The sequence below is a fragment of the Streptomyces sp. NPDC091972 genome, from assembly GCF_044756385.1.
Classification (GTDB): domain Bacteria; phylum Actinomycetota; class Actinomycetes; order Streptomycetales; family Streptomycetaceae; genus Streptomyces.
Map to the genome: position 1 here is coordinate 434625 of NZ_JBIVSV010000002.1, position 12698 is coordinate 447322.

A 12698-nucleotide genomic window follows, 5' to 3' on the forward strand; every position below is an offset into this window, starting at 1 on the left:
CATCTCACCGCCCGTCCCTGGGAGACCCCGCCATGCGCTCAGCCATACCCTCGTCCGCCCGAAAAGCGGCCTTTGCCCTGACCGTGTCCGCCGTGCTCGTCACCACCGCGTGCACCGGCCAGTCCTCCTCCGGCGCCGACGACGACGCGTCGAAGGAGACGACCATCAACTTCTGGCACGCCTGGAGCGCGGACTCCGAGGTGAAGGCCGTGCGGACGCTGGTCGCCGGGTTCGAGAAGGCGCATCCCAACATCCACGTCAACGTCGTCGGCAACATGACCGATGACAAGATCAACCAGGCGCTGCGCACGGGCGGCGGCAAGGCCCCGGACGTCATCTCGTCGTTCACCACGAACAACGTGGGCAAGTTCTGCTCCTCGGGCGCGCTGGTCGACCTGAACCCGTTCTTCGAGAAGTCGCGGATCGACCCGGCCAAGACCTTCCCGGCCGCGATGAACGAGTACACGCAGTTCGACGGCGACCGCTGTGCCGTGCCGCTGCTGGGCGACGCCTACGGGCTCTACTACAACAAGACCGCGTTCGAGAAGGCCGGGATCACCAGCCCGCCCAGGACGTGGTCCGAGTTCGAGAAGGACGCCAAGAAGCTGACGATCCCCCAGGGCGACTCGTACAAGCAGCTCGGGTTCATGCCGAACTACCACGGCTGGGAGACCACGACCGAGCACTACCTGGGCCAGTTCTCGCCCACCTACTTCGACACCTCGGGCAAGTCCACGATCGCCACCGACCCGGCCGTCACCGCCGCCTTCACCGTCCAGAAGAAGCTCGTCGACGAGCTCGGTGGCTACCGGAAGCTGGAGAAGTACCGCGCGGGCCTCGGCGACGAGTGGGGCCCCAAGCACCCCTTCCAGACCGGCCAGGTCGCCATGCAGCTCGACGGTGAGTGGCGGCTCGGCATGGCCCTGGACGCCAAGCCCGGCTTCGACATCGGCGTCGCCCCGCTGCCCGTTCCCGACGACCAGGCCGACCAGTACGGCAAGGGCTACATCACCGGCACCATCGCCGGCATCGCGGCCAACAGCACCAGGCAGAACGCGGCCTGGGCGTTCCTGAAGTACATCACCACGGACACGGACGCGGTGGTCGGCTTCTCCAACGCCATCCACAACGTGCCCTCGACGCTCGCGGCCCTGAAGTCCCCGAAGCTGAAGTACGACCCGCGCTTCAAGACCTTCCTCGACATCGCCGCGAACCCGAACTCGACGACCGCCCCCTCCTCGATCAACGGCGGTGTCTACCTGACCACCGTCCAGGACCTCGGCTACGCCTACGAGAGCGGCAAGGTCACCGACCTGAAGAAGGGCCTCGCCGACGCGGCCAAGCAGATCGACACGGACATCGCGCAGGCGAAGTGATGGCCGCGACGATCACGCTCGCCTCGAAGCGCCGCCGGTCGGCGCTGCGGACCCTCGCCTTCATGTCCCCCTGGCTGATCGGCTTCTCGGTCTTCTTCGCCTATCCGCTGATCTCCACCGTCTACTTCTCGTTCATGCACTACGACGGCTTCAGGCCGCCGGTCTGGAGCGGGACGAAGAACTGGACCTACGTCTTCGAGCACTACCCGCTCTTCTGGCCCGCCCTGCGCAACACCCTGTGGCTGGTCGTGGTGATGGTGTCCCTGCGGGTCGTCTTCGGACTCGGCGTCGGCATGCTGATCACGAAGATCAAGACGGGGACGGGCGTCTTCCGGACGCTCTTCTACCTGCCGTACCTGGCTCCGCCGGTCGCCGCCACCATGGCCTTCGCGTTCCTGCTCAACCCCGGTACGGGACCGGTCAACTCGATCCTGGAGAAGGCCGGCGTCCCGGCGCCGGGCTGGTTCAACGACCCCGCCTGGTCGAAGCCGGCCCTCACCCTGCTCGCCCTGTGGGGCATCGGCGACCTCATGGTCATCTTCATGGCCGCGCTGCTCGACGTGCCGAAGGAGCAGTACGAGGCGGCCGAGCTGGACGGGGCGTCCGCCTGGCAGCGGTTCCGGTTCGTCACCCTCCCCAACATCTCGCCCATCGTGATGTTCGCGGTCGTCACCGGCGTGATCCAGACCATGCAGTACTACACGCAGCCGCTGATCGCCGGGAAGGTCGCCTCCGGGGTGATCCAGGGGGCGGGCACGCAGTTCGAGCCCGGCTATCCGGAGAAGTCCACGCTGACCCTCCCCCAGCTCGTCTACAACCTCGGCTTCCAGCGCTTCGACTACGGCTCCGCGTGTGTCGTCGCCCTCGTCCTCTTCGCCCTGTCGATGGTGTTCACCGCGTTCCTGATGCGGCGCCGGGGCGGTCTCATCCAGGCAGGTGACTGACCATGACCCAGGTACTGGAACGGCCGGCGGAGCTGAAGACCCCGGCCTCGCCCGCCGAACGCACCGCCCGCCGCCGGGCCCTCCTGGAGTGGGTGGCGGTCCACTCCCTCGGCATCGCCGCCGCGCTCTTCTTCACCCTGCCCTTCGTGTTCGTGTTCCTGACCTCGCTGATGAGCGACAGCCAGGCCCTCAGCCGCGACCTGATCCCGCACACCTGGGAATGGGGCAACTACAAGCGGGTCCTCGACACCCCGGGCTTCCTGACCTGGTGGCGCAACACGCTCGTCTACGCGGGACTGGGAACAGTCCTCACGGTCGTGTCGTCGGTCCCGGTGGCGTACGCGCTCGCCAAGTTCCGCTTCCGGGGCCGCAGTCTCTCCCTGATGCTGGTGATCTCGATGATGATGCTGCCGCCGCAGGTCGTCATCATCCCGATGTACCTGTTCTGGGCGAAGCAGCTCGGACTGTCCGGCACGCTGTGGCCGCTGATCATCCCGATGGCGTTCGGGGACGCCTTCTCGATCTTCCTGCTCCGGCAGTTCCTGATGACGATCCCCAACGAGTACGTGGACGCGGCGAAGGTCGACGGCTGCGGTGACCTGCGCACCCTGCTCAGGGTGGTCGTCCCGATGGCCAGGCCCGGCATCGCGGCCGTCGCGCTCTTCCAGTTCTTCTACGCCTGGAACGACTACTTCGGCCCGCAGATCTACGCCTCGGAGAACCAGAACGCCTGGACACTGAGCTACGGCCTGGAGTCCTTCAAGGGCATGCACCACACCGACTGGAACCTCACCATGGCCGCCACCGTGCTGGTCATGGCCCCCGTGATCCTCGTGTTCTTCTTCGCGCAGAAGGCGTTCGTCGAGGGCGTCACCCTGACCGGAGTGAAGGGTTGAACCCCACATGAAACTGACCGTGGTCGGCGGAGGCTCGACCTACACCCCCGAACTCATCGACGGATTCGCCCGCCTGCGCGACACCCTGCCCGTCGAGGAACTCGTCCTGGTCGACCCGGCCGCCGAGCGCCTGGAACTGGTCGGCGGGCTCGCCCGGCGCATCTTCGCCAAGCAGGGCCACGACGGCCGTATCGTCACCACGTCCGACCTGGACGCCGGCGTGGACGGCGCCGACGCCGTGCTCCTCCAGCTCCGTGTCGGCGGCCAGGCGGCCCGGCAGCAGGACGAGACCTGGCCCCTGGAGTGCGGCTGCGTCGGCCAGGAGACCACCGGCGCGGGCGGCCTCGCCAAGGCGCTGCGCACGGTCCCGGTCGTCCTCGACATCGCCGAACGGGTCCGCCGGACCAACCCGGACGCCTGGATCATCGACTTCACCAACCCGGTCGGGATCGTCACCCGTGCCCTCCTCCAGGCCGGGCACAAGGCGGTCGGGCTGTGCAACGTGGCGATCGGCTTCCAGCGGAAGTTCGCCGGGCTGCTCGGCGTCACCCCCTCCGACGTCCACCTCGACCACGTGGGCCTCAACCACCTCACCTGGGAGACCGGGGTACGGCTCGGCGGCCCCGAGGGCGAGGACGTCCTGTCCAAGCTGCTCGGCGAGCACGGCGAGGCGATCGCCGGCGACCTGCACCTGCCGCGCGCGCTCCTCGACCGGCTCGGCGTGGTCCCGTCGTACTACCTGCGCTACTTCTACGCGCACGACGAGGTCGTACGGGAACTGGGCACCAAGCCGTCCCGGGCGGCCGAGGTCGCGGCGATGGAGGAGCAGTTGCTGCGGATGTACGGCGACCCGGCCCTGGACGAGAAGCCGGAGCTGCTCGCCAAGCGCGGCGGCGCCTACTACTCGGAGGCGGCCGTGGACCTGGCCGCCGGGCTGCTCGGCGGGGGCGGCAGCCCCTACCAGGTGGTCAACACCCTCAACCGGGGCACGCTGCCCTTCCTGCCCGACGACGCGGTGATCGAGGTGCAGGCGGCGGTGGGCCCGAAGGGACCGACCCCGCTGGCGGTGCCGGCCGTGGACCCGCTGTTCGCGGGACTGATGGCCAACGTCACCGCGTACGAGGACCTGGCGCTGACGGCCGCCCTGCGCGGGGGCCGGGACCGGGTCTTCAGGGCGCTCCTCGCCCACCCCCTCGTCGGCCAGTACGCGTACGCCGAGGGACTCACCGACCGACTGATCGCACACAACCGGGAGCATCTCGCGTGGGCCTGACCGCAAGCGTCCTCGCCGTCGACGCGGGCAACAGCAAGACCGACGTCGCGGTCGTGGCGGCCGACGGCAGCGTCCTCGCCACGGCCCGCGGCGGCGGGTTCCGGCCCCCGGTGGTGGGCGTCGGGAAGGCGGTGGACGTCGTCGCCGACGCGGTCGGGCGGGCCTTCGCCGCGGCCGGGGTGAGCGCGGTGGAGCACGTCTCGGCCTGTCTCGCCAACGCGGACTTCCCGGTGGAGGAGCAGCAGTTGACCGCGGCGCTGCACGCGCGCGCGTGGGGCCCGGACGTGGAGGTCCGCAACGACACCTTCGCGATCCTGCGGGCCGGGGCGACCGAACCGCGCGGGGTGGCCGTGGTGTGCGGCGCGGGCATCAACTGCGTCGGCATGCGCCCCGACGGCCGTACCGCCCGCTTCCCCGCGCTCGGCCGGATCTCCGGTGACTGGGGCGGCGGCTGGGGTCTCGCGGAGGAGGCGCTGTGGCACGCGGCCCGCGCGGAGGACGGGCGGGGTGCCCCCACCGAACTCGCGCGCGTGCTGCCCGCGCATTTCGGGCTGCCGTCGATGTACGCCCTCATCGAGGCCCTGCACCTGGAGGAGATCGCCCCCGCCCGCCGCCACGAACTGACGCCGGTGCTGTTCGCCACGGCCGCCGCCGGCGACCCGGTGGCCCGCTCGCTCGTCGACCGCCTGGCCGACGAGGTGGTGTCCATGGCGACGGTGGCCCTGACCCGTCTCGACCTCCTCGACGAGGAGACCCCGGTCCTGCTCGGCGGCAGCGTCCTGGCCGCCCGCCATCCCCAACTGGACGACGGCGTACGGGAACTCCTGGCCGCCCGCGCCCCCAAGGCGGTACCCCGGGTGGTGACCGCGAGCCCGGTCCTGGGCGCCGCGCTCCTCGGGCTGGACCGGGCGGGGGCGCCCCCGGAGGCGCAGGCGAGGGTGCGGGCGTACTACGAGGTCTGAGCGAGCACCGCGTCGGCCACGTCGGGGACGGACATGCCGTCCCCGACGTCGACGCGGGGCAGTCCCAGCCGGTCGACCGCCGCCACCACGAGCTCCTGGAAACGCACGCTGCGGGCCAGGAACGTGTCCATCAGCGCGCGCTCCGCCTCCGACGCCTCGCCGTAGTGCCCGCCCGCCCGGATCCGGGCGCGTACGACGTCCTCGCCGGCGGTGAGCCACACGGCGGCCGTGCCGGGGACGTCCAGCGCGGCGACCCGCTCCGGCCACAGGGCGGAACCCTCCAGGACGAGACCGGGTCCCGCGCCGGCGTGCGCCCTGACCAGCTCCTCGATGCGCGGCCAGAGCCGCTCGTAGTGGGCGAGGACCGAGTCGATCAGCTCGTCGACGCCGAGCGTCGCGTAGTGCTCGGCCACGTGCGGCGGCACCTCCCGCTCCGGCGTGCGCCAGGGCCGCCCCGGATGTCTCGCCAGCAGGTCCGTCGAGCGGTGCTCGAAGCCGAGCCGGCCGGCGACCGCCTCCGCGACCGTCGTCTTGCCGGTATGAGACGTTCCGCCGATCATCACCACACGTACCCCGCGCACGACGTCGACCCTACGCGCCCCCGGGGGAACCGAACCGATTCCGGCGGCGTATTGATGGGCAAGGGGTGGTGCAGAACGCGGAGCCGGCGGCAGGCAGTCCGCTGCGATCCGATCAAGATCCAGTGAAGCCCGGTGCGGATGTCGGTCCCGGCAGCGATACTTGCGGCGAGGGATGACCATGGGGGAGGTCAAACGGTGACACACCCGCCGAAGAGCAGCGCGGCGCCACCGGGTTCCGGGGTGCCCACGATGCCGGCCGTACCGGCGCAGCCGGGGCCCCCGGCCCCGCAGCCGTCCCCGCCCGCCCCCGCGCCGGATCGTGCGCCCGCCCGCCGTACGGCCTTCGCCGAGGGTTTCGACCAGGTGCGCGCTGCCGCGACCACCGAACCGGGCAAGCTGCGCATCATCGGCGCGGCGCTCGCCCTGCTCGTCGTCCTCTTCGGCGCGGTCACCGCCTGGCAGACCGACGAGCGGGCCGCCGCCGCGGACGACGTGCTGCACAAGAGCCAGCCGCTCAGCAGCGCCGCCGCCGACATCTACCGCTACCTGGCCGACGCCAACACCGCCGCCTCCAGCGGCTTCCTCGCCGGCGGCCAGGAGTCGGCCGAGTCCCGCGAGCGCTACGAGGACGACATCGACCGGGCCGCCGCGGGCCTGGTCAGGGCCGCCTCCAACTCCGACCCGGACTCCCGCGCGGCGAGGACCGTGGCCGAACTCAACACCCTGCTGCCGGAGTACAAGGGGCTGGTGGAGCAGGCCCGGACGTACAACCGCCAGGGCTTCCCGGTCGGCGGGGCGTATCTGCGGTACGCCAACGAGAAGATGCAGGAGGAGATGCTCCCGAAGGCGCAGAACCTCTACACCAGCGAGAACCAGCGGCTGCGCGCCGACTACGCGGACGCCACGCCCTACCCGTGGGCGGCGATCGGCCTCGGTGTCCTGGCGCTCGCCGGGCTGGCCTGGGCGCAGCACCGCAACTACCGGCGCACCAACCGGGTCCTCAACCACGGCCTGGTCGCGGCCACCGCGGCGGCGACCGTGGTGCTGCTGTGGCTGGTCGTCGGCCACACGGTCGCGCGCGCGGGCCTCAACGCCTCCTACGACCACGGCGTCCGCTCGCTCAACGTCCTGCACGACGCCCGCATCGCCTCCCTGAAGGCGCGCGGCAACGAGAACCTCACGCTGGTGGCGCGCGGCGCGGAGACCATCACGCTCACGGACCGCAAGACCGGCGAGAAGGTCACCGTCGACGCCTACGACCACGACTTCGACCAGGACATGGACGTCCTCGGCAAGGGACTGGCCGAGGCGTCGAAGCTCGCCGACGACAGCAGCGGCGAGAAGCCGGTGACCGCGGCGCAGGGCAACATGAAGGTGTGGAAGGAGCGCCACGCCGCGGCCCGCGAGCAGGACGACTACGGCAACTACCAGGAGGCGCTGAGCCGGGTCGTCGGCGGCAAGGGCGCCACGGGCGAGTGCTTCGACAGCGTCGACCACAACCTCCGTCTCGCCCTGACGCACGAGGAGTCCGAGTTCAGGCAGTCCGCCGGTGACGGCGTGGACGCGATGACCGGGCTGTCGGTGGGTGCCGCCGTACTGGCCGTGCTGGGGGCCGCCGGCGCGGTGCTCGGCATCGGGCGCAGGCTGTCGGAGTACCGGTGAGAGGGGGCGTGACGATGCGGATGCGCGGACGTGTGCGGGCCGGTCTCAGGGGCTGGGGCGGGGTGGGGGCGATGGCCGTCGTCTGCACCCTGGTGCTCGCCTGCGCCCTGCTGCTGCCGCTGCTCAGGACGGCCGGCCACGGCAGCACGGGCACCGGCGGCCCGGGCCTGGGCCGTGCCGGGCAGGCCGCGGCGGACGACCCCTGTCTCAACCCGGCGATCAAGGCGCACCCCGAGGACCAGACGCTCTCCCCGTCGGGCGCGGACGGCCCGACCATCGAGAAGATCAAGGCCCGCGAGGGCGAGAAGCGCAAGCTGGTCGTCGGCGTCGACCAGAACAGCTACCGCTGGGGCTACCGCAACCCCAACGGCGGGGAGAACGCCGACCTGGAGGGCTTCGACATCGACCTGGTCCACCGGATCGCGCAGGACATCCTCGGCGACGCCGACGCCGTGCAGTTCAAGGCCATCCCCACCAACCAGCGCATCCCGGCCATACAGAACGACCGGGTGGACATGGTCGTCCGCACCATGACGATCAACTGCACCCGCGTCGGCCAAGTGGCGTTCTCCGCCCCGTACTTCAAGACCGGTCAGCAGGTCCTCGCGCCCAAGTCCTCGGACATCGACGGCTACGACGGCACGCTGGCGGACAAGAGGATCTGCACGGCGGAGGGTTCGACCGCCTTCAGCAAGCTCGACGAGGACAAGAAGTCGGGGGATCTCGTCTCCTCCGCAGACATCAGGACCACCGTGCCCAACCAGCTCGACTGCCTGGTCCGGCTCCAGCTCGGCGAGGTCGACGCCGTGGTCACCGACGGCGCGCTCGCCGCAAGCCAGGCCGCACAGGACCCCACGGTCGAACTGAAGGGCTCCCCCTTCACCACCGAGTACTACGGCGTGGCGATGAAGAGCGACGCCGACGATCTGGTACGCCGGGTCAACCAGATCCTGGTGGACTACCGCAAGGACCGCACGAACGGCTGGCAGGCGTCGTACGACAGGTGGCTGTCCGCCACACTGGACAGGGACTCGGCCAAGTCGGAACCGCCGCCGGCGAAGTACCTGCGCAAGAGCTGACGGACCGTCCGGAACACACAACCACCCAGCAACCCTTCAGCAGCGAGAGGTGATCGATGGGCGTCACGGGACCCCCTGGGCCGGTGATGGACCGGGACGAGGTGGACCGTGCGCTGGCGCGGCTCGGCGCGGAGCACGAGGCGATCGAGACCTCGCTCCTCGCCCTCCAGGACCACGCGGGCCGCAGGCTCCTCGAAGGCGCCGACCTCACCGGGGTCACCAAGGAGCGCTGGGAGTCCGCCGACGCGTCGATCACCCTGCTGTGGGCGTACTTCGACGCGTACACCGACGCGCTGCGCTCCGCCCGCGAGATCCGCTCCCGCCGCCGCTGGTCCAGCCGCGAGGACCTCGTGGAGCTGACCGAGCTGCTGCGCGGCGAGTCGGTCACCGTCGCCGGCTCGGCGACCGCCACGGCCAACGCGCCCACCCTGCACGGCTCTTCGGGCAAGCTCAGCGAGCGGTTCTCCCTGGTGACGCTCGTGGAGCGGATGAACGAGCTGTACGCGACGAGCCTGGACATGGTCGTCGCCGCCGACGCCGTCTGGTCCGCACTGCCCGCGCGGATAGACCTGCTGTCCGCCGAACTCCAGCGCACCCGCCAGCTCGCGCACTCCGTCGGCGTCCGCCCCGGGGAGCACCCGGCGGGCGACGACCTGGAACGCATCACCCGCACCCTGACCTCGCTGCGCGAGCAGGTGATCTCCGACCCGCTCGCCTTCTGGCAGCGCGCGCAGGGCAGTTCGGCCCCCGGCGGCGGCAGGCCGGACACCACGGCCTACGACCGGGAGGCGCGCGCCCTGGAGGACGTGCGCCGGGAGATCGACGCGGTGCTCACGGTCCGGCAGGACGCCGAGGCCCGGCTGGTCAGACTGCGGGACGTGCTCTCCCGCGCGGACCGCACGCTCGCCGAGGCCCGCATCGCGCGCGGCGAGGTCCTGGCGAAGATCGCGGCCACGGAGGTACCGGTCGTCAGCGGACCGCCGACCGTGCTCCAGGAGCAGTTGGCGACGGCCGCCGAGTACCGCAGACACGCCCAGTGGCACCGCCTGTCACCGCTCCTGGAGTCCCTGGAGCAGAAGGCGGAGGACGAACTGCTGCGTGCCCGCGAGTCGTTGACCGCGGTCACCGCGCCGCTCGCGGTCCGCGCGGAGCTGCGCGGCCGGCTCGACGCGTACAAGGCGAAGGTCGCCCGGCACGGCCTGGCCGAGGACCCGTTCCTGATCGAGCGGTACGACGCGGCCCGCCGGATGCTGTGGAGCGCGCCCTGCGACCTGCGGGTCGCCGAACAGGCCGTGCTGCGCTACCAGCACGCGGCCGCCGAGCTGCTGGGCGCCCCGCGGGTGCCGCAGCACGGCCTTGAGGACCGTAGGGGGGAGTCGTCGTCATGAGTCAGGAACAGCAGTCCTGTCAGCGGCCCGACTGCGACGGGACGTACGAGGACATGGGTGGCGGCGAGCTGTACTGCGACACCTGCGGTCTGGCGCCGGTCGTCGCGGGCGGGGGTTCCGCCTCCGGGGGCGGCCGGCCCGGCTCGGTGCCCAGCGGCACGGCCGGCGGCCGGGGCTCGCAGGGCAGCGGCAGCACCCCCGCCACCGGCCGCGGTTCGGCGCGGACGTCCTCGCACTCCTCGAAGTCACGGCGCTCGGTGTCCGGACGGCTCTCGCGCTCGGTCTCCGGGAAGTCCACGGGCCGTTCGGTGTCGGTGCGCGGCTCCGGCTCCACCGCCGGTTCGACCGGGCGCGGCCGACTCGGCGCGGGGCTCGTCGAGGTGCCCGGGGTGCCGCGGCCCGACCCGCGCGAGATGGTGCTGGAGAACCCGGAGGTGCCCGAGCGCAAGCGGTTCTGCTCGCGCTCCGACTGCGGGGCCCCGGTGGGGCGTTCGCGCGGCGAGCGGCCCGGGCGCACGGAGGGTTTCTGCACGAAGTGCGGCCACCCGTACTCGTTCGTGCCGAAGCTGAAGTCCGGCGACATCGTGCACGGCCAGTACGAGGTGGCGGGCTGTCTGGCGCACGGCGGACTGGGCTGGGTCTATCTCGCCGTGGACCGCGCGGTGTCCGACCGCTGGGTGGTCCTCAAGGGCCTGCTCGACACCGGCGACCAGGACGCGATGGCCGCCGCGATCTCCGAGCGGCGCTTCCTCGCGGAGATCGAGCACGCCAACATCGTGCGGATCTACAACTTCGTCGAGCACCTCGACCAGCGCACCGGCTCGCTCGACGGCTACATCGTCATGGAGTACGTCGGCGGCAAGTCGCTGAAGGAGATCGCCAACGGCCGCCGTTCGGCCGACGGCAAGCGGGACCCGCTGCCGGTGGAGCAGGCGTGCGCCTACGGCATCGAGGCCCTGGAGGCGCTCGGCCACCTGCACAGCCGCAACCTCCTGTACTGCGACTTCAAGGTCGACAACGCCATCCAGACCGAGGACCAGCTCAAGCTGATCGACATGGGCGCGGTGCGCAGGATGGACGACGAGGAGTCGGCCATCTACGGCACGGTCGGCTACCAGGCTCCCGAGGTGGCGGACGTGGGCCCCTCGGTCGCCTCCGACCTGTACACCGTCGGCCGCACCCTGGCCGTGCTGACCTTCGACTTCCAGGGCTACACCAACGTCTTCGCCGACTCGCTGCCCGACCCCGACCACATCGAGGTCTTCCGCCAGTACGAGTCCTTCTACCGGCTGCTGGTCCGGGCCACCGACCCGGACCCGGCCCGCCGGTTCGCCTCCGCGCAGGAGATGTCGGAGCAGCTCACCGGCGTCCTGCGCGAGGTCGTCTCGTTGCAGACGGGGCGGGCGCGGCCCTCCCTGTCGACCCTCTTCGGCCCCGAGGTCCGGGTCACCGACACGGAGTTGTTCCCGAAGCTGGACGGGGAGGTGTCGCGGCTCGGAGGACGGGTGGTGCCCTCCCGGAAGGCCTCCGCCGCTTCCGCGGTGGCCGGAGGTGCCCCGCGGTCGGGCGGAGGCCTCACCTCCGCCGGTGCCCTCGTCAAGCCGGTCAACACGCCGGTCGCCGCGCTCGCGCTCCCGGTCCCGCACGTCGACCCCGCCGACCCCAACGCCGGTTTCCTCGCCGGGCTGATGACCACCGCGCCCGCCGAGCTGCTCGGCGCCCTCGCGGCCGCACCGGCCCCCTCGGCGGAGTCACGGCTCCGGCAGGTGCGGGCCTGGCTGGAGAACGGCGACACGTACACCGCGGACGAGGCGCTGCGGAAGCTGGAGGACGAACGGCCCGACGACTGGCGGGTGGTCTGGTACCGGGGGGTGGCCGCCCTGGTGACCGGCGACCACGAGGCCGCCGCGCTCGCCTTCGACGCGATCTACGACGCCTTCCCGGGCGAGCCCGCCCCCAAGCTGGCCCTGGGCCTGTGCGCGGAGGTCCTCGGCCAGCTCGACAACGCCGCCGAGTACTACCGGCTGGTCTGGTCGACCGACCCCAGTTATGTGAGCGCCGCCTTCGGCCTGGCGCGTGTGCAGCTCGCCACCGGGGACCGCCGGGGCGCGGTGCGGACGCTGGAGTCGGTGCCGGAGTCCTCCATCCACTACACCGCCGCCAGAGTGGCCGCCGTCCGCGCACGGCTGCGTGGCCGCACCGCGACCGCGGGCGACGTACCCTTCCTGGACGACCTGACCGCCGCCGCCGGGCAGGTCGAGGCGCTGGACGCGTACGGACTGGATCCGGCGCGTCGTGAGCAGTTGTCGGCCGAGGTGCTGGGCGCGGCCCTGGACTGGATACTCTCCGGTGGCCGGGACTCCGTCGCCCCCGCCACCGGGGGACGGGCACTGCTCGGCAGCGGACTGGACGAGCGAGGACTGCGCTTCGGCCTGGAGCGTTCGTACCGCGCGCTGGCCCGGCTCGCGCAGGGCGGCGAGGAGAGGATCGACCTGGTGGAACGAGCCAACCGTTACCGCCCCCGGACGTGGGTGTAG

General features: G+C 71.6%; 10 protein-coding genes. 9 read left to right on the forward strand and 1 reads right to left on the reverse strand.

Annotated features, from left to right (window positions below):
* The first annotated feature begins 32 nt into the window (after nucleotides 1–32).
* Genes ACIQJT_RS07230 through ACIQJT_RS07250 form a run of 5 tightly spaced genes read left to right on the forward strand, consistent with a single transcriptional unit; the run spans nucleotide 33 to nucleotide 5451 of the window.
* Nucleotides 33–1376, forward strand: a complete 1344-nt coding sequence (locus ACIQJT_RS07230) for an ABC transporter substrate-binding protein (protein ID WP_402640632.1) — start codon at nucleotides 33–35, stop codon at nucleotides 1374–1376.
* Nucleotides 1376–2320 carry a sugar ABC transporter permease gene (locus ACIQJT_RS07235; protein WP_365450182.1) on the forward strand — a complete coding sequence of 315 codons (945 nt, stop codon included), beginning with the start codon at nucleotides 1376–1378 and terminating at the stop codon, nucleotides 2318–2320. The genes ACIQJT_RS07230 and ACIQJT_RS07235 overlap by 1 nt, the downstream gene beginning before the upstream one ends.
* Before the next feature lie 2 nt (nucleotides 2321–2322).
* Complete coding sequence (locus ACIQJT_RS07240; RefSeq protein WP_402640635.1) at nucleotides 2323–3216, forward strand: carbohydrate ABC transporter permease; 894 nt, start codon at nucleotides 2323–2325, stop codon at nucleotides 3214–3216.
* Between the two features lie 7 nt (nucleotides 3217–3223).
* The gene (locus ACIQJT_RS07245; protein ID WP_402640637.1) at nucleotides 3224–4489 is read left to right on the forward strand and encodes a 6-phospho-beta-glucosidase; all 1266 of its coding nucleotides are present in this window, start codon (nucleotides 3224–3226) and stop codon (nucleotides 4487–4489) included.
* The gene (locus ACIQJT_RS07250; protein WP_365450176.1) at nucleotides 4480–5451 is read left to right on the forward strand and encodes a BadF/BadG/BcrA/BcrD ATPase family protein; all 972 of its coding nucleotides are present in this window, start codon (nucleotides 4480–4482) and stop codon (nucleotides 5449–5451) included. Before ACIQJT_RS07245 ends, ACIQJT_RS07250 begins: the two co-directional genes overlap by 10 nt.
* Here the strand turns inward: ACIQJT_RS07250 and ACIQJT_RS07255 are convergent.
* Nucleotides 5439–6032: an AAA family ATPase gene (locus ACIQJT_RS07255; protein WP_365450174.1), complete on the reverse strand. Its 594-nt coding sequence runs from the start codon at nucleotides 6030–6032 to the stop codon at nucleotides 5439–5441. The genes ACIQJT_RS07250 and ACIQJT_RS07255 overlap by 13 nt on opposite strands.
* A 249-nt stretch (nucleotides 6033–6281) precedes the next feature.
* Between ACIQJT_RS07255 and ACIQJT_RS07260 the strand changes: the two genes are divergently transcribed.
* Genes ACIQJT_RS07260 through ACIQJT_RS07275 form a run of 4 tightly spaced genes read left to right on the forward strand, consistent with a single transcriptional unit; the run spans nucleotide 6282 to nucleotide 12698 of the window.
* Nucleotides 6282–7694, forward strand: a complete 1413-nt coding sequence (locus tag ACIQJT_RS07260; protein WP_402640640.1) for a hypothetical protein — start codon at nucleotides 6282–6284, stop codon at nucleotides 7692–7694.
* Nucleotides 7695–7708: 14 nt separating this feature from the next.
* Nucleotides 7709–8773 carry a glutamate ABC transporter substrate-binding protein gene (locus ACIQJT_RS07265; protein WP_402640643.1) on the forward strand — a complete coding sequence of 355 codons (1065 nt, stop codon included), beginning with the start codon at nucleotides 7709–7711 and terminating at the stop codon, nucleotides 8771–8773.
* Between the two features lie 56 nt (nucleotides 8774–8829).
* The gene (locus tag ACIQJT_RS07270; protein WP_365450167.1) at nucleotides 8830–10161 is read left to right on the forward strand and encodes a hypothetical protein; all 1332 of its coding nucleotides are present in this window, start codon (nucleotides 8830–8832) and stop codon (nucleotides 10159–10161) included.
* Nucleotides 10158–12698: a tetratricopeptide repeat protein gene (locus tag ACIQJT_RS07275; RefSeq protein WP_402640646.1), complete on the forward strand. Its 2541-nt coding sequence runs from the start codon at nucleotides 10158–10160 to the stop codon at nucleotides 12696–12698. The genes ACIQJT_RS07270 and ACIQJT_RS07275 overlap by 4 nt, the downstream gene beginning before the upstream one ends.